Below are 22358 nucleotides of genomic sequence, written 5' to 3'. Positions count from 1 at the left end.
TTTTAACCGAAATGGACTCCCGATTGTAAAATGCAATTGGCGTATGGTGTGGCTTCACCTGTTCGGATAACCACCTTCACCTGCCGGGTTAACACTTTGAATTGCTCGTGGTTGATCGAAGCATCGATTGCATCTTCTCCGAATTGCTCGGTAATGAATTGCAGGGTCACCGGATTGCCTTCCCGAATCTCTTCTGCCACAATCACTCGCTCAATGACCATATCTTCTGCAATCAATTCCACCACTTCGCGAAAACTGGGTGATCCCAGTTTGAGGGCCAGATCAATTTTGAGTACCCCGTCCGGCACGGGTAGACCTGCATCCGCAATCGCAATCATATCCGTGTGGCCCAGATCAGACAGAATCTTGGAAATGTGACTATTCAGCATGCCATTTCTCTTCATTACAGACTCTCCTCCACTTCATCCCTCATGGGCATTCCGCCTTGCGCTCCAAACTTGGTGACAGACAACGATGCAGCCCGATTCGCGAAGCGTATACTGTCTTGCAGTGGTTTACCTTCAGCCAAGGCAACTGCAAATGCGGCGTTGAAGGTGTCCCCTGCTCCTGTGGTATCTACAGCCTCTACCTGATAGGTTGGGACAACGATTTCCTGTGTGCCATCAAAATAACGAACGCCTTTACTTCCCTCTGTAATGAACAACTTATTGGGATATTGACGCAATGCTTCTGCAGGACTCATGCCTTGGAATAAAATCTCGGCTTCATGCTCGTTCGGTGTGATATAAGCTGCATGGTCGATGACTTCTTGCGGCAAAGTCCGCGCAGGAGCGGGATTAAGTAGTAGGGGTGTTCCGAACTCCGCACACAATTCACTTACATGCACTACGGTTTCCTCTGGAATTTCTTGCTGAATCAGGACGATGTCTGCACTGCGGATCACCTCAGCTGCTTCATCCACATAGGCAGGAGTGACTTCACGGTTCGCTGCTTCAACGACTACAATACTATTATCACCTTCCGCCAGAATGATATGAGCCGTTCCGCTTTCCAGATGTGTAACCGGTTTCACATTTTGCGTATCTACAGCATTTGCTCTGAAGTTCTCTATAATGTCTTCGCCGAATGCATCGTCGCCTACGCGGCCGATCATCACAACTTCGGCCCCCAATCGTGCGGCGGCAACAGCTTGATTGGCTCCCTTGCCACCCGGAACGGTTTTGAAGCTTTCGCCAAGAACGGTTTCGCCCGCTCCCGGCCGTCTTGAAGAAGTAACTACCAGATCCATCGAACTACTTCCGATTACGCATATTTTAGCCATCTGATCTCACCTTTCTTGTTGTGCCCCGTTCAACAAATCTGACGGGCAGCTGTATGATTTTGTTCTCGATAGGAGCCTGTTCCACAAGCCCGATAAGTAATCCTGCTGCTTCCCTTCCCATCTCATATGCCGGCTGATGGATGGTGGATAACCCCGGAGATAGCAGGCTACTCATAGGAATATCATCGAAGCCGATGACTTGTACATCATCAGGAACTTTTCTACCGATTCGTGATGCCTCATGCAATACCGCCATGGCTGCGATATCATTGCTGGCAATGATGCCATCCGTGTCAGGATATTTCCTGAATAACTCTTCAGCACATAAACCTGCCTCGTTAAATGAAAATGAGGTCGTCTGGATGACACTGTAGTCAAGCCCTGCATCGCGGATACTTTCTATTGCTCCTTCGAAACGATCCTGAGCGGGCCTAATATGTGACGGTCCTTGCATAACTGTGATTCGGCGGCTACCCCGATTAATAATTTCCTGCCCAGCTAGTCTTCCACCTTCCCTGCCATCCGCATACACGGAAGGACGATCTAGTGAAGTTCTGTCCAGAAACACCACAGGTATCTTCAGATTTTCGTATATTGAAGAATGAGGGTAGTTCGTTGAAGAGATCACACCAACCACGTTATTCTGGATAAACGTCTGGATGTAATCCTGCTCCTTCCGTTCATTCTCATCACTATTTCCAAATATCAGTCTATAATCCTGTTCTTGCATCCGGTCCTCTACACCGCGAGCGAGCTGCGGAAAGTAAGGGTTAGTAATATCCGGCAACAACAGGCCAATCAGTTTGGACTTGCGCTTGTATAATGAGCGGGCTACTTCATTCGGCGAAAAGTTAAGCGCCTTCACAGCATCTTCCACTTTTTTACGTGTATCCGCATGAACATAACCTCTGTCATTAATGACTCTTGATACGGTGGCTACAGATACGCCTGCCAGTTGAGCTACGTCTTTAATGGTTGTCATAAACTGATCTCCTCTATGTGTAACCGGTTACAGACATTAAATTATCACATTTTTTTTAGTTTGACAAGCTTATTAAGGCTGGAAATTTATTCTAACCAGTAGAAAGGAATCTGAACCACCCTTGTATCACAGGTATAACCGCTATTCTAACGTCTAAACATGCACGAGACGAAAAGGCCATCCCCCTTAGAGTAATGACCGTTCCGGTGTACCCGCTGACATTGCAATGTGATCTTAATGAATGATGCCGTATGGATTGCTCCTCTTATGTGCGAGATACTTCTTCTGTTTTCAACTCACTCTTAGCTATTTGAATGAAGGCCGCTATGGATGGAGAAATCCATTTCTCCCGATGCCAGAGCATTTGTGCCGAAAAGGATACACCCGACAAATCCCAAGGTAAAACCATTAGTTTGCCCTCTCTCAATTCTTCCTGCAAAGCCATTTCAGGCAATAGCGCAATTCCAAGACCAGCCATAGCACATTGTTTAATCGCTTCAACACTATGAAACTCCAGCTCTGTCAGAGCATCGGCGCCTTTGTTTAATAAGGACTGGTGAAAATAAGTCCGATAAGAACAGTTTTTTTCGGTCAACAAAAAATGCTGCTTGTGGAAGTCATCAATGACCAATGAGGAATGAGTGGCTAACAGATGATCTGGAGAAGCGACCATTCGAAAATGCTCATTTTTCAAAAATTCTGAATGAAGATCTTTAGATTCAACGAAATCATCCAATACAAATATCACATCTGTAAGCCCTTCTCTTAGGCTATATCTAAGCTCTTGCCCGGACAAGGGACGAAACAAAAGACGAACACCAGGAAAGTCTTCACGGAAACGTTTAAACAAGCTGGGAAGAAAGTAAGCACAGAGAACTTCATCTGCTCCGATCGTAACCGTTCCTGTCGCTTCTCCGTGCTGACTAGTTACGTACTTCGCTTCTTCTACATCATTCAAGATTTTAGTAGCATACGGCAAGAATTGTTGCCCGGCATCTGTTAACATGACAGTCTTGCCTAAGCGATCCAGCAATTTCACGCCCAACTCTTCTTCCAGAGACTTCATTTGCATGGTTATGGTAGAGGGTACGTAGCTCAAAAGTTCAGCAGTTCGACTAAAACTGCAGGTAGACGCAAGCGTCCAAAATGTTTTTAGTTGGCGTATTTCCATTACTCCAGCACCTTCTTCGTTCAAATAAAATGAATGTTATGTTCAAAAACGTTTCATTGATTTGATGATATACGTATTGTAGAGTGAAAACAAGTTATTACTACTTTTATTAAGAAGGAGCATCCATTAATGAACGATTATGAAACTTATCCCCTTGGAGATGTAGTGCTTCAATCGGGTCACCTACTCCCTCAAGCACATATTGCTTACAAAACCTATGGAACCTTAAATGCTGCTAAAAACAATGTTATTGTATATCCGACTTGGTTTGCTGGTCTTCACACAGATAATGAATGGTTAATCGGAGAGAACAAGGCGCTCGACCCGAATCGATATTTTATCATTGTGCCTAATATGTTGGGTAACGGATTATCATCATCCCCCAGTAACACTCCAGCACCTTTTGATAAGTCGAATTTCCCTCTCATTTCCATGTATGACAATGTCCGTTTGCAACATCAACTCATTACTCAAAAGTTCGGTATCCGCATCATCAAGCTCGTCGTGGGTTGGTCTTTGGGAGCAATGCAAGTTTTTCAATGGGGAACGAGTTATCCTGAAATGGTCGAACGTATTGCTCCATTTGGCGGAACAGCGAGAACCAGGCCACTCGCACAACTGGTATTCCAGAGCATGATCGCAGCATTACAAGCGGATTCAACATGGGACAGGGGACATTACAAGCATCAACCTGTTGACGGTCTCGCAGCGATGGGTAGAGCCTATGCCCCTTGGGGCTTTTCACAATCGTACTACTTGGAGAAATTGTATCAATCCGAGGGATATGATTCATTGAAACAATATGTAGAAGAATACTGGGATCAGGTGTTTATGTCCTTTGAAGCGAATGACTTGATTGCTATGTTACGTACAGGGATACATGGAGACATTAGCGATAATCCCGTGGACTGCTGCAACTTCGAACAGGCGCTAAGTAAAATCTCCTCTCCTGCACTCGTTATGCCAGGGTCAAGTGATCTATTTTTCACTCCGGAAGACAGCGCGTATGACGTTCAACATATGCCGAATGCTGTATATCGCCCCATAGAATCGAAGTGGGGACACTGCTTTGGAATTGGAGCTAACGAAACGGATTCACTCGTTATTGATCGTCATTTAAAGCGATTTTTGGAGTTAGGATAACGAAACCGGTTCATGTCCAGACTGGCAGTGGGTCGTCCAGTATGAGGGATCTTGGTTCGCTGCCTGTATTAATTTTTGATACAAGCTCTGGCGATATGTGATATGGTCTATGAAGATAGTAGATCATTACATATATCATTTGCATGAATTGTGAGGAGAAGATTGAACGTGTTAGAGAAGTCTGCATTAGAGAATCATGGATTGGAGAAACGAAGTAAATTTAGTGATCCCGTTTTTGTAATGCTCGTGGCAGGTCTCTGTTGCCTTTTATGGGGAAGTGCTTATCCGTCTATCAAGCTTGGATATATTGCATTTAACATCCTGCCCGAAGACATTGCATCCAAATACGTATTTGCTGGATATCGATTCACATTAGCGGGATTGCTGCTCCTGTTCCTATTTCGTATCGTAAGAAAACGTAAGCTTGAATTGTCCAGAACGCAATGGACTAGCCTGACCATGCTTGGTGTATTGCAAACGGGGGTGCAATACATGTTTTTCTACGTGGGCGTAGCCAATACGACAGGTGTCAAAGGTTCGATTATGAACGCAACAACGACCTTTTTCAGTGTCGTTCTGGCCCATTATATCTATAAAAACGATAAATTAAGCAGAAATAAAATCATTGGCTGTTTACTTGGATTCGTGGGCGTAATCATCGTGAACTTCCATACGGATCTGCTGGCATTCTCCTTTTCCTTGACAGGTGAAGGCTTTGTCGTTATAGCTGCACTCGTGTTCTCAATTACGGCCATTTATGCCAAACGTCTAACCGCCTCGATCGACGTTATCGTTATCACCGGAGTCAGCCTGTTCATCGGTGGACTGGTACTCACCACGCTAGGTCTACTGCTCGGCGGTCGTGTCACCCATTTCACTCTGGAGTCCACCAGTAACTTAATCTACTTGGCTTTGCTTTCATCGGTGGCGTTTTCTTTGTGGAACACCCTACTTAAATACAACAAGGTTGGAAAAGTATCTGTATATAACTTCCTCATCCCTATTTTTGGCGCATTGTTATCCGCATTATTTCTGGGAGAAACGATTCTGGAACTGAAAAATCTGGCCGCATTGCTGTTCGTGTCCGTTGGCATCTACTTGGTCAATCGAGTACGTTCTTCGTAAAGTTCTAACTGCGTAGAAAGGTTCATCAAAAAGAATGGATAACACAAAAAAGCCGCTGAATAGCGGCTTTTGTTGTACATACGATCCAATCTCGAATCTTGCGATGATGTAGATTAATATATATTCGTGAAGTCAATCAAGTCGTCATCTTCCTCATAATTAAACACAATAGAATGTTTACCTAACTTGTATACCATTTCATACCCACCTATGAGCTCATTATAGTATTCGGAAGAAGGTTTCCCCATCCAAATTTTCACATTCCATGGTGAGAGATACTGCTGCTCGTTATACAGCTGGATAGCGGCAATACGAGATTTGTTATTAAGTTCGTGCATGTAAGAATCGAAGCCGATGCCATATTTGGAATAATAATAGTACGCAGTCCCTTCCTCGTTCGAGCGAGATTGGGGTTTCCCCAGCTTCTTCTGCACAGATTGGAGCGTCATGCCGATCTTGATGTCCGTCCGCCCTGGTAACAAGCCCTTGGAAGCAGATTCCTTCAAACTTTTCAGGTAAGCGCGATCACCACCACCCGAGTTCGGCCAAGTTTTTGAGCGGAGATTGCGTGTGTCTTCCATTCGCATTTGCGCTTTGTTTACATTTAGCTTAAACGTACTAAATTCATAGACGGAATAAACATTGTTAAAATTTTTGAACTGCACTCTGGAACCTGAGAGAGTACGAATTCCATCATTCACGATTGCAGAATAAGAGTCATCTATTTTTTTGCCATTGTTATCGACATACATTACGCGGTGCAACTCTCCAGAACGAACAATAAATGTTTTGGCCTCATTATAATTGGATGTTTGCTTCTCTGTAATCATTAACATGTCCGGTGTTCCAGCCTCTTTACTCTTCACTACGAAATTCCAAGTTTGTGGCAAAATAATTGTACTCAGATCTAGCTTGGCTGCCTGAACGGTTCCATATGCTGCACCTTTTTTCAGCAATGCCGCACGATACGTGCCCGAATGGCTCTTATCACCTTTTTTATTATTGGTCCAATCATTCGGTTCGGACAACGTGCTCTTCTGTTCATCATAAGCGAAGATGTAAACGTTGTAAGCAGTTTGCTTGGCATCGCGAAGCGTAAATGAAAGTCGACTCATACTTTCCAGTTGTTTGGCTGAGATTTGCTCTCCTTTGGCAGCGACATTGGCCGGTAAAAGTAGAAATACGCTAAGAACATACCCGATTAGGGTCAATAAGGCCAGAGAAGCCCATTTTGCATTGTGCTTGGGGTGTATCATCGTTGATTCTCCTTTGAGTAAAAAATAAAGACTTGTTAGATTTGAATTTTGATCCAACTATGTATATGAGACTTCCAACTTCTCTATATCCCCCTTCCACTGGTACTATTTTCCTAATAAATAATAACACAACCTATTTAATAAAGAAATAAATGAATCCATTTCATAATACCTTTAGCTGCTTCAATCAAGGCTAGATCTAGATCAAACTGGTTCAAATCGCTTGTAACCTTGGATCTAGAAAATTTCCCCTTGGAAGCGAAAAAACATTAGGACGTGTTGCCCGTTTAGTCTTCAAAGCAAAAAAAGCCGCTAGATTAGCGGCTTCACATGGATCTGATATGATACTAAAGGTATGAAATTACAGGCAGGAATACACCACATTACGTAAACGTCGCTGAACGTAAGGCTCCTGACTATTCAGCAGGTGCTGCCCATACATTACCGTCAACTCTGAATCCGGATCTATAATGGCCATACAACCAGCAGCGCCACTCCAGCCAAATTCACCAAGTGGGCTTAACGATCCACTTCCTGCTTTGGAGATGTGCGTACGGACACCCAGCCCATAACCGTACCCATACATATGATCCCATGAGTAATCACTGCGGGTCATCTCGTTCAGGTGATCCGTTCGCATCAGTTCCACAGAAGCTTGTGACAGAATACGTACGCCTGCTGGACTCGTCCCACGTCCCGTGAGTGCATTCAGGAACAGTGCATAATCACTCACCGTAGACAGCAGTCCAGCTCCACCGCTCTCCAGTGAGGTACCGACACGGAAACCATTTCCGTCCATACGCACAGCCTTCTCAAGTTCATCATTGTACGCATACTGCGGGATCAGACGTGCCTGCTGCTCATCGTTCAGATCGAATGCCGTATCGTTCATGCCAAGTGGACCGGTAATTTCATCCTGAAGGTACGTACCAAAGCTTCTGCCACTGACCACTTTCACCAAGGCACCCAGCACATCGTGGCACATGCTGTAGTTCCAATGTGTACCTGGCTCAAACAGAAGCGGTTCCTTGGCAAGCGCTTTCGCAAAATCACGTGTCGGCAATGTCCCGTTGGTGTTCTTCACAGCTTCCTGTATAGAGGGTGAACCCACGTCATAGGAAAAACCAGCAGTCATCGTAAACAAGTCACGTACCGTAATGGGGCGAATCGCTTTTTCAAGTCTGACATCCCCATTCGCCATTGTTTTCTTTACCAGCATCTCAGCATACTCTGGCAGATAATCGGACAGCGGATCATTTAACAACATGGCCCCTCTCTCCACTAGCTGAAGCCCAGCCACACAAGTCATAATTTTGGTCATGGAGTATAGATTGAATATGGCCCCGTCATTGATGGGCGTTTTCTCTTCGAGGTTGGCGTACCCGTTACGATAATGGAAAACGGTATCATTTCGATGCATCACGAGCACCTCAGCCCATGGAATGCGCCAAGATGTAATACGGTCAATAAATGAAGCAAGCGGTTTAAAGTCCATGTTCTTCCCGTCCTTCTATGTAGAATCATGTATCCATTTGCGATGTGGTCCATGTACACTCCCATCATTCACATACTATTAATATACGACCTTTCGTATCTGTTGACCACCAACTATACCAAAAAAGCCAACCCGAAGTTTCTGGCTGACCCTATATTAATAGTGAATATGCTGGTTATTTCTTTAATCTAATAAGCCCCTGCTTCTCCAATCATTTGTTGCTCAATGTTCTTCATCTCATAAAAATATCCTTTTTGTTCCATTAACTCCGTATAAGAACCTTCTTCCACTACCCTTCCTTGATCCATCACCATAATGCGATCCATCTCTTCCAACCCCATTAGCCGATGACATATCAGTAAAAGTGTATCTTCGGCTGCCTGTGCATAGAGATGCTTCAGTACACGTTGCTCTGTCACGTAATCCATTGAAGACGTAGGTTCGTCCAGAAGCCATAATCGTCCTTTGCGGAGCATAGCCCGCGCTAGAGCCAACCGCTGCTTCTCGCCGTCCGACAGATTCTCCCCTTTTTCATATACCATATCATTCAATGATACATTCGGCAGTTGTACTTTAGCCAGTATATCCTTCAAATGTTCGTCCGTATGCTCTTCGTCGTTCAGTAACAGATTGTCCCGAACTGTTCCCCGGAAGAAATGACTTTGTTGCAGTACCACATTCGTTGTTTGCCAAATGCTATGTTCATCCAGTTCTTTCACCGAAACATCGTTTAATCGTATATCCCCCGAAGTTGGTGGACGCAGCTTGAGTAACAATTCGATAATCGTTGACTTTCCTGACCCGCTCGGCCCGACAATCGCCGTTTTGGAGCCTGGTGTAATATGCAGAGACATATCCCGTAGCGCAGGTCTACCCTCCCCTTCATATTGAAAAGTAACATTGGATAACTCCATCGAAACGGCATGATCTGGTGACAACACACCATTGGGTTGCACGGATTGCACATTGGAGGTCTGGACCGTTTCGGTCAATCGTTTAGCGGCATGCTCGCTATCCTGCTTGTATGCCGGTAATGTAGCCATTGCTGCCGCTTCTTCGAATACCGTTAGTGATGCCATGACTAGCATGGCAAGATATACACCCGCAAGAGCACCATCCATAATTAAATAAGCTCCAAGCACTAACACTCCCCACGAAATGAGAAACGTTACAAAGGCGTGCATGGATTGTCCACGCAACAAGTGTCCAGCGGCTCGTTGCTGCTCGGCTGACAAGGAAGCGGAAGCCTGCTGAAGCTGCTGCTCCCTTTGTTCCAACTGCCCATATACTTTCAAATCCCGGAACCCATACAGCACTTCGGTTACCTCCGTGGATAACATCGCTCGTTGCTGACGAACACGTCCGTGTATCTTTCGCTGCCCAATCAATACCATTCCAGGCACAACCAATGTGGTTGCCAGCATGCCCAGTACAAACAAGCACGCGATCCAGAGAGAAAAGGCAGAAGTAAACAACACTGTACTCAAAAAGACCATGACGACCATGACTGGTGGATAAGCAACCCGCAAAAAATAATGTTGCAAACTTTCCACATCGCCAACGATTCGCGCAAGCAGATCACCGCTGCGATTTTTGTTCAATATCCCGGGCGTTAAAGGAATTAGCTTGGCAAAAAAAGATGTACGCAGTCTGCTAAGCATAGAGAACGTCGCCCGGTGTGAATATAAGCGTTCGCCATAACGACTGGCTGCTCGCAGCAGCCCAAGCAACTTCACCAGTGAGGTGAGTACAATTAATGTGTACAGTGGTGGTGCAAATACCGTTTGGGATATCACATACCCGCTCGCGGAGAAGAGGGCCACACCTGCAATGCCGGCGATGAATCCGCCCATGATCGATAGAATAATATCTTTGCGCTCCTGAATCATCGCTCGGGACAGAATAGCTAGCTCTTTCATGAGAGCCCTCCTTTTCGTTGAATATCTACCATCTCGGCGTATTGTGGCAAGCGCTCCAGAAGTTCATCATGACGTCCTGAATCCAATAACACGCCATGATCCATGTACAAAATGTTATCGGCACGTTGAATCGTATATAACCGGTGGGCTACCGTGATCATCGTTGCTGACTTTGCCAAGGTGGCGATCGAATGTTGCAGCACCCGCTCGGTGTGCAAATCCAGTCCAACTGTCGGTTCGTCAAACAAAATAATGACAGGTTGCTTCAAAAAAGCACGTGCCAAGGCAAGCCGCTGCTTCTCCCCACCAGACAGTCCTCTGCCTCCTTCACCAACCATGGTGTCCAACCCTTGCTCTAACTGCGCAACCACGGAAGCAAGTCCAGCCTTTTCCGCGGCCTGTTCAATATCAGCTCTGGATACGTCTCGACCAGCACCTATCGCAATATTCTCACTAACGGTACCTGCAAAAATATACGGATGCTGCGTAATGTAGCTAATCTGCTTGAACCATGCGGACTCATCGTACTGCGAGAGTGGGCTTCCATTCACCAGTACCTCTCCAGCAGTCGGTTTCAACAACCCCGAAAGCAGATGCAACAATGTTGTTTTGCCGGAACCACTTTGGCCAACAATAGCGATGTGTTCCCCGGTTTAACCGTGATCGGGCCTGTCTCAAGCTCAAATGAATCAGATGTATACGCAAAACGAATAGGGTCCAGTTTGATAGTCGGTGGCATGGGAAGCATATCCGTACGAGCCACCTGTAAGCCTTGTGCTTGTGTCGCTGCCTCTTCGGTTTCATCGGATCTGCCAACGACATCCTTCCCGTCCAGTTCCTCGCTCACCCCTGCTGTTGCCTCAAGCATAAGTTCTACTTTACGAATGGCCCCCATACTTGTCCGTCCACTGTGAAAAGCGGTTCCCGTATTCTTTAACAGGCTGTAGAACTCGGGAACGAGCAGCAGAACGAGAAAAGCAGTGTGAAATGTCATCGATTTGAACACCAGTAATTGGATCGCCAGTTCAAGAGCAACGATGCCGATACTTAGCATTACAATCGATTCCAGCATGAAGGTGTTCGTAAATGCAATCTTTAAAATACCCATCGTGGCATCTCGGTAACCCAGGCTACTGCGTTCAATTTCCTTCTCCTGACGGTTAGCCCGTCCGAATATTTTCAACGTAACCAGCCCTTGAAGCGAATCCAGAAACGTACCGGAAAACTCGGCGAGTTGTGCATATTTTTCTTCTGATTTATTTTTTGTTTTCAGTCCGACCAGAATCATAAATAACGGGATAAATGGAGCCGTAAACAACATAATGAAACCCGTATTGGCATGCTGAGTAAACGTAATGACCAGAATCAAGATCGGGATCATAGCCGCTTCCATCATACGTGGCATGTACTGACTGAAATAACTGTCAGCCTCATCTACAGCATCCATAGCAATACTGACCTTTCCTCCTGTCTGTCCACGAAGGGTAGATGGCATGGAAGCATGAGTCAGATCTGTAAGCACAGCTCTTCGCATATTCGTCTTGGCTTGGGCAGCCATACGCAATCCAACTTTTCCGTTTCCATATGACAACAACGTACGAACTCCCATAACAGTGAGCAGTATAACGAGTAACATGATCACTGCTGAAAAGGAAGCTCTCTCCACAAAAATCCGCTGAACTGCTTCAGCAAGCAATGCGGCCTGGCTTATAATAGCCGCACCGAGGGCCAGTGAAAGTAGCGCAAGGAGAAGCATATTTCTTCGTTGCGCAGACATTTGCTGAGAGATCAGACCGGATCTCCTCTTCACAGAATTCTCCTCCTTTATATACAGTCGTGTGAAGTTGACCCTCACACGACTCATGGATACATTCGCTCTATTTTTTTCCCTTTACATAATCGGCATCAAACAGGAACAGTTTGAAGACTAGGATTAGAGAAGGGATCAACAGACATAGTCCACCGATAAACACCACAACTAACGCAAATCCCATCGCTGGCGAGGTAGCGCTGCTCTGAATGGTGATGTATGGGTCCAGGATATAAGGGTATTGCCCAATCCCGTAAGCAAAAAAAGCACAGAAAAATTGTAGCATGATACTTATAAACGCTAGTCCATAGCGGCGTCCCGTATATAGCAGCCACATGGCAATCATGAAGAAAGCAACAGAAAGTGCAAGCAGCCACCATAAATCCATCATATTTTGAAAATGTCGCTCGTTGTGTTGACCCAAATAAATAAAGGATGTCAGCGCGAGAATAATCGTCGGTGTGCTCCAGAACAAGGCATAGTTCCGCATAAGCTTCAGCGCGGAATGGTCCTCTGCCCGTGAAGCGTAAAATGTCAGAAAAGTGCCGCTAATGAACAACACGGATACGATTGCCAATCCAACGATGCTCCATGATAACGGATTCGTGAGCAGCATCCAGTAATCCAAAGAGACGGTATCCCCTTGTTTCAGAATAAATCCACCCTCAGATAACGTCAGCGCGACGGATAATGAAGCTGGAATAAGCAACCCGGTAGCCCCGTATAAAAATAGAAATACGATGTTGTTTTTGGAACCATAATTTTCAAAGGCATAGAACGATCCCCGAATAGCAAGTAAAATAACGGCTATGCTTCCCGGAACAAGCAATGCGGAGCCATAATAATAGGCCGTATCCGGGAAAAATCCGACAATGCCAATGTAGAAAAAGACAAAAAATACATTCGTGATCTCCCATACGGGTGATAAATAACGGGAAATCAGACGATTAATCAAGTGATCCTGCTTCGTCAGGCGTGCATAAAAGGCGAAGAAACCCGCTCCGAAATCAATGGAGGCTATAATTAGATAACCGTACAAGAACAACCAGAGCACCGAGATGCCAATCAGCTCGTAACTCATGATGAAGACTCACCCTTTTCCGTAGATTGATTGTGCTTCTCCTTTAACCATTTCTCCATCTCGGCTTCTGCTGGATTATTATTGAACAAGCGTCTCAGTACAACAACACACATGATGCCTAGTACAATGTACAGGAGTAAGAAGAAGAAAAATAAAATCCTGATATTCGGTGATGACGTTGCCGCTTCCTCTACACGCATATATCCTCGGATAATCCACGGCTGCCGGCCAATCTCTGCATAGAACCAGCCCAGTTCAACACCAAGAAAAGCAAGTGGCGCACTTAGTGCAATGATGCCAAGCATCCATTTGTTCAATTCATTTCGCCTTTTCCAGAACACTAACAAGAAATACAGGAGCGAAATGGCGACCAGAGCAAATCCGATTCCGGCCATGAAATCAAACAGATAGTGGACAAGCAGCGGCGGCCATTCATTCTCGGGGAACTCTTCCAGTCCTGTCACCTCTGCATCGAAGTCACCGAAGGCTAGGAAGCTAAGCAGTTTCGGTACATGAAGAGCCCCTATAATTTCATGCTCCGCATTAAGCCATCCGAGCAAAATCAAATCCGCGCTACGTTCAGTCTCAAAATGCCACTCTGCTGCCGCAAGTTTCTCCGGCTGATGCTCAGCCAAAAACTTGGCGGATATATCTCCAGCTAACGTGTTGAGCAATCCGAAGATCAGAACAACTGCCATCATAAGATTTAAAGCTTTTTTGTGGTATGCGGACACACCCTTTCTCAGCATTGCAAATGCCGCAATGCCGGCTAACAGGGCTGCTCCAGTCAGATAGGCCGAACTTAATACATGAAACACCTTGGAGAATGTCGCCGTATTCAGCATCGCTTGCACCGGATCAACTGCCGTGAATTGGCCTGCTTCCATGACAAAACCTCCAGGCTGGTTCATGAATCCGTTCACCGTCGTAATAAATACGGCAGACATGCCTGCCCTGCGACAATGGGAATCGTTAGAAGCCAGTGGATGTATGGATTTTTGAACCGATCCCATGTGTACAAATAAATGCCCAGGAAAATGGCTTCAAAAAAGAATGCGAACACTTCCATAAATAGAGGGAGTGCAATGACATTCCCAGCCAGTTTCATAAAATTCGGCCACACCAGGGCCAACTGCAGTGAAATCGCCGTACCTGTCACAACTCCAACTGCCACAGAAATGACAAACCCTCTTGACCACCTCTTCGCCATCAATGTGTAATGGGGATCGTTCTTGCGAATCCCAATGAACTCTGCAATCGCAATCATTAATGGTATGCCGACGCCAATCGTGGCAAATATAACGTGGAACGCCAGCGTCATGCCTGTCACGAGCTTACTCCACAACACCGTATCAACTACCATCATTCACTCTCTCCTTTCAATTGCCGTTTTCATTTTCGTAAATTCTCTGATACTTCGGGCTTCGTATCATGGTTTGCCAACTAGTAGATCTCACTCAAGGCGCGTTTAGAAGGCTCAACTCCCCAGTTATATGTTCTGTTTATAGTAGAAGCTTTCTTTGTTTTCGAAAGAGAAAAATTTCACAAAGTAAGGAACAAGTGATGGTTCGCCACACATATATGTACTCCAAAGCCCTGAAAGAGATCTAATAGTTAAAATTATTATATCTTTGAATTTCAGTAATTCAATCATGGACACAACTTCTTCCCCAAACGTTCAAGAAAGGATCAACTCTTTCTGACATCTAAGTGAAAAATACAAAAATCACCCGAACGAGCTATTGATTAAACGGGATAATACATGTATTCCATCCATATGGCGGAGAATAGCTGGGACAGGAATAAGCCGATCCAGAGAGGATCAGCTTATTGTTATCGCTTTAGTAGATCATGCACGTTTATTTTCAACAGATTTCATACGGTTCTGATCATCAGGTACTCGATCAATACTGAACTCTTGACCTGCTTCTACCTCACCATGACCGGAAATATTTCGAGAAAAATTAGTGAACTGTCTTTTTTGCTCATCCAGCTCGTGTTTTTGCTTCAAAAGCTCTTGCGGGTCCTGATTGGTCACTTCGCTAACCTCCCATATTATGAAATCATGCAATGTGTTCGCACTACAGAAGTTTTCCATAAGAGAGCCATTCTTATGCATCAAGTACACAATTGGACGATATACATCTTAGAAGATGAGAAAAACATAAATATTCTGCACATGAATCAATTTCATAATACCTTTAGCTGCTTCAATCAAGGCTAGATATAGATCAAACCGGTTCATTTTGTCTATATCTAGTTACAAAAAATCCATTTTAGTGAGTTATGAAATTGATTCACATACATAAAATAAACTCAGATTAGATTTCTATACGTATTACAAAGGAGAGTACGGAAGATGACCCGAATGCTCTTGTCCTATCCGCTTAGTACAAATACTCCCGTATACAAGGATAATCCACCGGTCGAGATCCAGCAGCAGTCCAGTATAGAAAAAGGAGATCTGTATAATCAGTTCATCATCACATCCCTTAACCATAACGGCACTCATATTGATGGCCCTTGGCATTTCAACCCGCAAGGCAAAAAGCTAAGCGAAATTCCAATAGACTACTTCATCTTCACCCATCCAACAATCCTTGATATTCCCAAAGGGGATGATGAACTGATCACCAAGGCTGATCTGGAGCCTTATGAACATCAGATCGCTGGTGCCGACTTGCTGCTCATCCGCACTGGTTTTGGCAAATATCGATCATCCGATCCTGTTCGTTATAGTCATCACAACCCTGGCTTCTCAGCCTCTGCTGCCAGTTACCTCATGATATTTGATTCATTGCGTGCCATCGGCATGGATATGATCTCTGCAGGCCCTTCGCTTCATGAGGACGAAGCTGTTGCTTTTCATCAGAAGATCCTGGGGAAAGACCGAGTAGATGGTAAGTTTATTCTGGTAATTGAGGATATGAATCTGAATCAGGATCTATCCAACATCGGTGTTGTGTACGCAGTACCTTTATTTATTGAAGGTGTAGATAGCAGCTTCAGTACCATTTTTACAGAACCGCGTTAGTTACCGCGTATACAAATCGCGATGCGAGCTTGTCCTGTTCACCAAACAGATGCATATCAAAAAACACGCCAGGAGATGGATTCTCTCCCCCGCGTGTTTTTTATCGTTACATTATTAATGGATATCTTTCTTTTTAAAATTGCCACCTTTTACTTCGGCCACATCGTAGACAACAATAAAGGCAGTTGGGTCAATTTCATGAATGATATCTTTAATTTTGCTTTCTTCCATCCGGTTAATCACACAGGTGATTTCCTTAAATTGTTCATTAGAGTAACCACCGTATGCCTCGGTATAGGTTGCTCCACGGCCCAGCCTGTCCCGAATGGTTTCAACCATGATTTCAGGTTGATTCGTAATAATTTTGAACGTTTTAGAGCCGCTCAAGCCCTCTTCAACAATATGTATTACTTTGGAAGCAATAAAATAAGCAAGTCCTGAGAGGATCGCTCCTTGTAAACCAAATACGGTAGAAACCACAATAAAGACAAACATGTTCAGGAACAGGATGAGATCACTGGTACCAAAAGGGACTTTTCGTGAAAGCAGTACAGCTAACATATCTATACCGTCCAATGCCCCGCCATTACGCAGCGCAAGTCCCATACCGAAACCGATAATGATCCCGCCGACTACCGTAACCAGCAACGTATCACCTTCAATAATCGTTGGTATATGGTGCATAAGACTGGTGCTGATTGCAAGTGAGGCAATGCCAATAACCGAATAAAGCGCGAAGCTTTTACCTATTTGCTTATATCCGAGCCACACAAATGGAATGTTAATAATTCCGATTAACATTCCTAGAGGTAGTCCGAACAACTGTGAACCGACGATACTCAGACCTGTCACACCACCGTCTGAGACATTATTCGGGATTAATATGGCTTCCAGGCCATATGCCGTGATAAAACCGCCAATGATAATCAATAATACTTTAGAAAGGATCTTCAGCTTGTTCGATTTTTGTATTCTGTTTCTGTGTTGACTCATTCCATTTCCCCCTTGATAAAGAACCGACAAAAAACAGTCTATAATAAAAATCACTGTTTTGGCAATAGATCGTTATATGTGTACTAGGTGAATCCATCGTATTCGCTACATTAATCTGATTACATTATTTCCCGATAAACGTACGATATGCCGTGATTTTATGCTCAAGCATCTCATCAGCTGTATGGAGCGTGTGCATCTGATGTTGGATCGATTCTTTATGTTCCTCCAGTAGCTTCAATCGATCTGCCGCTGTATGCTCACCTTCCTGAAATAAAGATGCATATTTCTTAATTGTGGCAATGGGCATTTGCGTCTCTTTCAATTTGATAACGAATTGTAGCCATTTCAAGTGTGACTCGTTGTAACGCCTGTCTCCACCAGCATCACGAAGTGGTATGATAATGTCTTCCTTCTCATAATAGCGTAATGTATGTGCACTGATGCCAAGCAATTCTGCAACTTCACCGATGGTATGCATGGTCAACCTCCCTTTCTATTTTTCTACTTGACTTAGAGTAAGCTCTAATCAGTATAATCAACTCGTGGTTATATCACAATAAATAATGAAATCAGATCCAGGAGGAATTTTCATGAAATACACAGTCATTACAGGGGCCAGTTCAGGCATTGGATATGAAGCGGCTTTAGCTTTTGCAGCTCGCGGCAAAAATATAATTCTGGCAGCTCGCAGAACGGATGAGTTGGAAAATTTAAAATTAAGAATAGCTGAAATCGATCCTCATCTGGACGTTGTTATTCGTACAGTGGATCTGTCCATTGCCGCCAAAGTACATGAATTCTATGAAAGCCTTCAGGACTATTCCATTGAAACGTGGATTAACAACGCCGGATTTGGAAATTTTGCGTCGGTTGGTGAGCAGAACTTACCCAAAATCGAACAGATGCTACACCTCAATATTGAAGCTCTAACGATTCTCTCTTCATTATATGTACGTGATTATGCAGAGGTTGAAGGTACACAAATCATCAATATTTCATCCGGTGGTGGATATACGATCGTGCCGGATGCCGTAACCTACTGCGCAACCAAGTTCTATGTAAGTGCCTTTACCGAAGGACTTGCGCAAGAGTTAAAAGGCAAGAACGCAGCAATGCAAGCAAAAGTGCTCGCTCCGGCTGCGACAGAGACGGAGTTTGCAGAACGCGCCTTTGATCTGGATCAATTCGAATATGAAGGCAGAGTACCCAAGTTCCATACGGCGGAACAAATGGCGGGATTCTTGCTTGATCTATATGATAGTGAGAAAGTAGTCGGTATCGTAGATGGGTTGACCTATGACTTCGAACTAAGAGACCCGATCTTTCCGTATGCTGCAAGAGCAGCATCGAAGCCCCAGAATGAATCGTAGTCGAAGCCAAGTCGCCTGAATACCGTTAAACATCATCGAACCTAACCGCTAAACTTCGTTGCACATTAAAAAGGGAACCTGTCTCCAGGTTCCCTTCTTTGTATTGTACTTAATTAAATGCTTACTATTATAATAGAAGAAATTTATGCCAGTCTCATTTTGAAATCCTGGTATCCGAACTCGCGAACCACTTCGCAGTCGCCGTTTATTCTTTTGACAGCAATCGCAGGCAGTGGCATACCGTTAAAGGTATTGGTTTTCACCATGGAGTAGATCGCCATGTCCTCGAATACGAGACGGTCGCCTTCTTGCAACGGCTGATCGAATGAATAATCTCCAATCACATCACCGGACAGACAGGTTTGTCCACCAAGGCGATACAGATGAGCTTTCTCCCCAGCTTCTCCCGATCCAATAAGCGATGGACGATATGGCATTTCCAGCACATCCGGCATGTGGCATGTTGCTGAAGTGTCGAGAATGGCGATGTCCATGCCGTTTTTATGGAAATCGAGCACAGAAGTCACCAGATACCCAGCGTTCAGTGCAACAGCTTCTCCTGGCTCCAAGTACACTTCCAGGCCATAGTTGTTCTGCATACGCTTGATGCAAGCTTCGAGCCTTGGAATATCATAATCTTCACGCGTAATGTGATGCCCTCCACCGAAGTTGATCCACTCCATCTGTGGTAGCCACTGTCCGAACTTCTCTTCGACTGCGTTCAGCGTAGTCTCCAGATCATCGGAGTTTTGCTGACACAGCGTGTGGAAATGCAGTCCGGAGACGCCTTCCAGCAGCTCTGCGCGGAAATCCTCTTGTTTTGCACCAAAACGTGAACCTGGAGAACATGGATCGTAGATCTCGTGTCCCTCCTGGGTAGAGCATTCCGGGTTAACACGCAAGCCGACCTTGCGACCAGCCAGAAGCGCCTTATCCTTGAATTTCGCAAGCTGCGAAAAAGAGTTAAAGATAATATGATCACTAATCGAAATAATTTCGTCTATTTCATCTTCACGGTATGCCGGGGCAAAGACATGATTCTCTTTGCCCATTTCCTCGTGACCCAAGCGAGCTTCATACAATCCGCTCGCCGTGGCACCGCTCAAGTATTCTCCGATTAACGGATACATCGCCGTCATGGAGAATGCCTTTTGAGCAAGCACGATTTTGGCACCTGTACGCTGCATAACACCGTTCAGGATTTTCAGGTTTTTCTCAATGAGTCCCTCGTCAACAACATAGCACGGTGTCGGTAATTGCTCGAACTTCATTTTAACGAACAAGCTCCGATTCTTTAACTTCTTCTGGCAGTTCATCAACGAGTACCGGGTTGAAATCTTCAACCCAAGGGAGGCCCCATTTGTTCAACTCTTCCATGAATGGATCCGGGTTGAACTCTTCTACATTGTATACGCCTGGTTTGTTCCATTTGCCTGTCATCACCATTGCCGCACCAATCATCGCAGGAACGCCTGTTGTATACGAGATCGCTTGGGAACCCACTTCTTTGTAGCACTCTTGGTGATCGCAGATGTTGTACACATAGTATGTTTTGTCTTGACCATCTTTTTTACCTTTGAAAATGCAACCGATGTTCGTTTTGCCAACCGTACGTGGTCCAAGGGATGCTGGATCAGGCAGTACGGCTTTCAGGAATTGCAGAGGGATGATTTGTTTGCCTTCATATTCGATTGGTTCGATGGAAGTCATACCTACATTTTCAAGTGCTTTCAAGTGAGTCAGATAGCTTTGACCAAATGTCATGAAGAAACGAATGCGTTTCAGACCAGGCATGTTTTTCGCCAAAGATTCCAACTCTTCATGGTACAACAGGTACATGTCTTTCTCTCCAACTTCTTTGAAGTCGTAGACACGTTTGATTTCCATTGGTTTCGTTTCGATCCATTCCCCATTTTCCCAGTATCTTCCGTTCGCCGAAACTTCGCGAATGTTGATCTCCGGGTTGAAGTTCGTAGCGAACGGATAACCATGGTCACCGCCGTTGCAGTCCAGAATGTCGATGTACTCAATTTCGTCAAAGTAGTGCTTCAGGGCATAAGCAGAGAATACGCCAGTCACGCCTGGGTCAAATCCACTTCCAAGCAATGCCGTGATTCCTGCTTTTTCAAAGCGCTCTTTGTAATCCCACTGCCAGCTGTATTCGAACTTCGCTGTATCATGTGGCTCATAGTTTGCTGTGTCCATGTAATTCGTTTTGGTTGCAAGGCATGCATCCATGATCGTCAGATCTTGATACGGCAGAGCCAGGTTCATCACGATATCCGGTTTAACTTCGTTGATCAGTGCGATCAGTTCGTCAACATTATCAGCATCTACTTGTGCTGTCGTGATTTTGGTTTTTCCGCCGTCCAGCTTGGCTTTGAGCTCATCACATTTGGATTTGGTACGACTCGCGATGCAGATTTCCTCAAAAACTTCGCTATTTTGAACGCATTTGTGTACTGCCACGGAAGCAACGCCGCCGGCGCCGATGATTAGTGCTTTTCCCATTTTACATTCTCCTATTCCAATATGTATTTTATTTAATTGGTTTAAAACGGTGACAACAAGACAACAAAAAAAGCAAGGTGAAAAATGCCCGCAATCGCGCATCATCACACTTGCTTGTTGATATACATCATAAAAAAGACGTGAAGTCTCCATGACCAAATAAAATTCATAAGAATTCAATTGGCGGAAAGCTCCTTCATGTATATCAATACTGGATCAGAGTCTATATAGCAAATAATTCGCCTTTACTACTCTTATTGACCGTTTCACAAGTTGATGTGCAATTGCACTGGTTGTAAAGTAACCAACTTATAAAATTTGAGCTTTGAACTCAATCAATAAAGCAACATAAGTTGCCAATCGGCGTTTGACCCGGCTGTCCGTATGGCCTTAACTTCCTGGTTGAAGTGGTCAAAAATTATCTGCTGGAAAGCTCTAATTCATATTGATACATCAACTTTCCAAAATCACAGGTCTTACACTATCAGACGTTGAAAAAAAAATCAAGCAATTATTATATAAAAATTTTCCCACTCCGATGACGACTACGAATGAAACCGGTATCCTTCGAATACTTTCAAGCCTTCTTCGTTAAGTAATTCTCCCACTACTTCAGGTTTTTGAGGACTTTTCTCAAATATTTCTTCACACGAAATCATAATGTTGCTTCCAGCAATTTCGGCTAATTGATCATGTGACACGCTATTCACCAATCTCCCCAGATTCGACCAAACCATCGCTCCAGAACACATCACACATGGTTCGCAACTTGTGTACAGGGTGTATTCGCTCAGATCAAACACCTGATGTTCGGAGCAATATTTACGTATGAGCCCAATTTCTGCATGGTGTGTAGGGTCACAGAACGTGTTGATTTTATTTTCACCAATCATCACAATTTCATCATTTCTTACCAAAATAGCTCCGAAAGGCTCATTCCCTTCCTTGCGGGCTTGCAGTGCAATCTCAATAGCTTTTTGCATAAAAACTTCATTTTTATTCATTAATCAATTACCTCCATCAATATCCAGCTCTTCCGGGAGGTAGGGTTATAGCCAACCTCCACATTAATTACGTTGTTTCACCAGCTCCAAATGCCACCAAGCTATGCTCCAAAAATAGTGCAAGCGCTGTCTCCAAAATGCGAATCTTAATGGGAATATAACGCAAGTTATCCCTGTTA

General features: G+C 44.5%; 18 protein-coding genes and 2 pseudogenes. 4 read left to right on the top strand and 16 right to left on the bottom strand.

What is annotated here, in order from left to right:
* Nucleotides 1–2: 2 nt before the first annotated feature.
* From rbsD to C0Q44_RS23800, 4 genes are all read right to left on the bottom strand, one after another.
* Nucleotides 3–404, bottom strand: coding sequence for a D-ribose pyranase (gene rbsD / locus C0Q44_RS23815; RefSeq protein ID WP_105409689.1), 402 nt, complete (start codon nucleotides 402–404; stop codon nucleotides 3–5).
* Nucleotides 404–1282 carry a ribokinase gene (rbsK, locus tag C0Q44_RS23810; RefSeq protein WP_105409688.1) on the bottom strand — a complete coding sequence of 293 codons (879 nt, stop codon included), beginning with the start codon at nucleotides 1280–1282 and terminating at the stop codon, nucleotides 404–406. Before rbsK ends, rbsD begins: the two co-directional genes overlap by 1 nt.
* Nucleotides 1275–2264, bottom strand: coding sequence for a LacI family DNA-binding transcriptional regulator (locus C0Q44_RS23805; RefSeq protein ID WP_105409687.1), 990 nt, complete (start codon nucleotides 2262–2264; stop codon nucleotides 1275–1277). The genes rbsK and C0Q44_RS23805 overlap by 8 nt, the downstream gene beginning before the upstream one ends.
* A gap of 265 nt (nucleotides 2265–2529) precedes the next feature.
* Complete coding sequence (locus C0Q44_RS23800; protein ID WP_308737460.1) at nucleotides 2530–3459, bottom strand: LysR family transcriptional regulator; 930 nt, start codon at nucleotides 3457–3459, stop codon at nucleotides 2530–2532.
* A gap of 105 nt (nucleotides 3460–3564) precedes the next feature.
* Here C0Q44_RS23800 and C0Q44_RS23795 point away from each other — a divergent pair, with 105 nt between their 5' ends.
* Together C0Q44_RS23795 and C0Q44_RS23790 are read left to right on the top strand one after the other, a co-directional pair.
* The gene (locus tag C0Q44_RS23795) at nucleotides 3565–4578 is read left to right on the top strand and encodes an alpha/beta fold hydrolase (RefSeq protein WP_105409685.1); all 1014 of its coding nucleotides are present in this window, start codon (nucleotides 3565–3567) and stop codon (nucleotides 4576–4578) included.
* A gap of 168 nt (nucleotides 4579–4746) precedes the next feature.
* A complete protein-coding gene (locus tag C0Q44_RS23790; protein WP_258166522.1) occupies nucleotides 4747–5703 on the top strand; it encodes a DMT family transporter in 957 nt (318 codons plus the stop codon).
* A 113-nt stretch (nucleotides 5704–5816) separates the two neighbouring features.
* On the opposite strand, the gene C0Q44_RS23785 is transcribed toward C0Q44_RS23790, so the two are convergent.
* From C0Q44_RS23785 to C0Q44_RS23755, 7 genes and pseudogenes are all read right to left on the bottom strand, one after another.
* Entirely contained in the window at nucleotides 5817–6959 is a 1143-nt protein-coding gene (locus tag C0Q44_RS23785; RefSeq protein WP_105409684.1) for a DUF4309 domain-containing protein, read from the bottom strand.
* Between the two features lie 361 nt (nucleotides 6960–7320).
* Nucleotides 7321–8454 carry a serine hydrolase domain-containing protein gene (locus C0Q44_RS23780; RefSeq protein WP_105409683.1) on the bottom strand — a complete coding sequence of 378 codons (1134 nt, stop codon included), beginning with the start codon at nucleotides 8452–8454 and terminating at the stop codon, nucleotides 7321–7323.
* Nucleotides 8455–8642: 188 nt separating this feature from the next.
* A complete protein-coding gene (cydC, locus tag C0Q44_RS23775; RefSeq protein ID WP_105409682.1) occupies nucleotides 8643–10373 on the bottom strand; it encodes a thiol reductant ABC exporter subunit CydC in 1731 nt (576 codons plus the stop codon).
* Nucleotides 10370–12183, bottom strand: a pseudogene (gene cydD, locus C0Q44_RS23770) (thiol reductant ABC exporter subunit CydD). Before cydD ends, cydC begins: the two are co-directional and overlap by 4 nt.
* 67 nt (nucleotides 12184–12250) lie before the next feature.
* The gene (locus C0Q44_RS23765; RefSeq protein ID WP_181151150.1) at nucleotides 12251–13264 is read right to left on the bottom strand and encodes a cytochrome d ubiquinol oxidase subunit II; all 1014 of its coding nucleotides are present in this window, start codon (nucleotides 13262–13264) and stop codon (nucleotides 12251–12253) included.
* Nucleotides 13261–14627 (bottom strand): annotated as a pseudogene (locus C0Q44_RS23760) (cytochrome ubiquinol oxidase subunit I). The gene C0Q44_RS23765 and the pseudogene C0Q44_RS23760 overlap by 4 nt, the downstream one beginning before the upstream one ends.
* A gap of 486 nt (nucleotides 14628–15113) precedes the next feature.
* On the bottom strand, nucleotides 15114–15302 hold the full coding sequence (locus C0Q44_RS23755; protein ID WP_105409680.1) for a hypothetical protein: 189 nt from the start codon (nucleotides 15300–15302) through the stop codon (nucleotides 15114–15116).
* A gap of 321 nt (nucleotides 15303–15623) precedes the next feature.
* On the opposite strand from C0Q44_RS23755, the gene C0Q44_RS23750 reads away from it, so the two are divergent.
* On the top strand, nucleotides 15624–16298 hold the full coding sequence (locus tag C0Q44_RS23750; protein WP_105409679.1) for a cyclase family protein: 675 nt from the start codon (nucleotides 15624–15626) through the stop codon (nucleotides 16296–16298).
* 114 nt (nucleotides 16299–16412) lie between these two features.
* Here C0Q44_RS23750 and C0Q44_RS23745 read toward each other — a convergent pair whose 3' ends face one another.
* Together C0Q44_RS23745 and C0Q44_RS23740 are read right to left on the bottom strand one after the other, a co-directional pair.
* Complete coding sequence (locus tag C0Q44_RS23745) at nucleotides 16413–17291, bottom strand: YitT family protein (protein ID WP_105409678.1); 879 nt, start codon at nucleotides 17289–17291, stop codon at nucleotides 16413–16415.
* A 124-nt stretch (nucleotides 17292–17415) separates the two neighbouring features.
* Nucleotides 17416–17772: a MerR family transcriptional regulator gene (locus C0Q44_RS23740; protein ID WP_105409677.1), complete on the bottom strand. Its 357-nt coding sequence runs from the start codon at nucleotides 17770–17772 to the stop codon at nucleotides 17416–17418.
* 112 nt (nucleotides 17773–17884) lie between these two features.
* Here C0Q44_RS23740 and C0Q44_RS23735 point away from each other — a divergent pair, with 112 nt between their 5' ends.
* Nucleotides 17885–18664, top strand: a complete 780-nt coding sequence (locus C0Q44_RS23735) for an SDR family NAD(P)-dependent oxidoreductase (protein WP_105409676.1) — start codon at nucleotides 17885–17887, stop codon at nucleotides 18662–18664.
* A gap of 143 nt (nucleotides 18665–18807) precedes the next feature.
* On the opposite strand, the gene nspC is transcribed toward C0Q44_RS23735, so the two are convergent.
* The 3 genes from nspC to C0Q44_RS23720 all read right to left on the bottom strand — a co-directional run bounded on the left by nspC (nucleotide 18808) and on the right by C0Q44_RS23720 (nucleotide 22179).
* Entirely contained in the window at nucleotides 18808–19935 is a 1128-nt protein-coding gene (nspC, locus tag C0Q44_RS23730) for a carboxynorspermidine decarboxylase (protein WP_105409675.1), read from the bottom strand.
* Nucleotide 19936: 1 nt separating this feature from the next.
* On the bottom strand, nucleotides 19937–21175 hold the full coding sequence (locus tag C0Q44_RS23725; protein WP_105409674.1) for a saccharopine dehydrogenase family protein: 1239 nt from the start codon (nucleotides 21173–21175) through the stop codon (nucleotides 19937–19939).
* Between the two features lie 545 nt (nucleotides 21176–21720).
* Nucleotides 21721–22179 carry a nucleoside deaminase gene (locus C0Q44_RS23720; protein ID WP_105409673.1) on the bottom strand — a complete coding sequence of 153 codons (459 nt, stop codon included), beginning with the start codon at nucleotides 22177–22179 and terminating at the stop codon, nucleotides 21721–21723.
* Nucleotides 22180–22358: the final 179 nt, after the last annotated feature.

Source organism: Paenibacillus sp. PCH8 (genome assembly GCF_002968835.1).
Lineage (GTDB): Bacteria > Bacillota > Bacilli > Paenibacillales > Paenibacillaceae > Paenibacillus.
This window is presented reverse-complemented; position numbering and strand designations above follow the sequence as displayed.

Bases quoted from the DNA above. Each gene is read 5' to 3' on its own strand.
- rbsD (WP_105409689.1), bottom strand. From the start codon at position 404: ATGAAGAGAAATGGCATGCTGAATAGTCACATTTCCAAGATTCTGTCT.
- rbsK (WP_105409688.1), bottom strand. From the start codon at position 1,282: ATGGCTAAAATATGCGTAATCGGAAGTAGTTCGATGGATCTGGTAGTT.
- C0Q44_RS23805 (WP_105409687.1), bottom strand. From the start codon at position 2,264: ATGACAACCATTAAAGACGTAGCTCAACTGGCAGGCGTATCTGTAGCC.
- C0Q44_RS23795 (WP_105409685.1), top strand. From the start codon at position 3,565: ATGAACGATTATGAAACTTATCCCCTTGGAGATGTAGTGCTTCAATCG.
- C0Q44_RS23785 (WP_105409684.1), bottom strand. From the start codon at position 6,959: ATGATACACCCCAAGCACAATGCAAAATGGGCTTCTCTGGCCTTATTG.
- C0Q44_RS23780 (WP_105409683.1), bottom strand. From the start codon at position 8,454: ATGGACTTTAAACCGCTTGCTTCATTTATTGACCGTATTACATCTTGG.
- cydC (WP_105409682.1), bottom strand. From the start codon at position 10,373: ATGAAAGAGCTAGCTATTCTGTCCCGAGCGATGATTCAGGAGCGCAAA.
- C0Q44_RS23765 (WP_181151150.1), bottom strand. From the start codon at position 13,264: ATGAGTTACGAGCTGATTGGCATCTCGGTGCTCTGGTTGTTCTTGTAC.
- C0Q44_RS23750 (WP_105409679.1), top strand. From the start codon at position 15,624: ATGACCCGAATGCTCTTGTCCTATCCGCTTAGTACAAATACTCCCGTA.
- C0Q44_RS23745 (WP_105409678.1), bottom strand. From the start codon at position 17,291: ATGAGTCAACACAGAAACAGAATACAAAAATCGAACAAGCTGAAGATC.
- C0Q44_RS23740 (WP_105409677.1), bottom strand. From the start codon at position 17,772: ATGCATACCATCGGTGAAGTTGCAGAATTGCTTGGCATCAGTGCACAT.
- C0Q44_RS23735 (WP_105409676.1), top strand. From the start codon at position 17,885: ATGAAATACACAGTCATTACAGGGGCCAGTTCAGGCATTGGATATGAA.
- nspC (WP_105409675.1), bottom strand. From the start codon at position 19,935: ATGAAGTTCGAGCAATTACCGACACCGTGCTATGTTGTTGACGAGGGA.
- C0Q44_RS23725 (WP_105409674.1), bottom strand. From the start codon at position 21,175: ATGGGAAAAGCACTAATCATCGGCGCCGGCGGCGTTGCTTCCGTGGCA.
- C0Q44_RS23720 (WP_105409673.1), bottom strand. From the start codon at position 22,179: ATGAATAAAAATGAAGTTTTTATGCAAAAAGCTATTGAGATTGCACTG.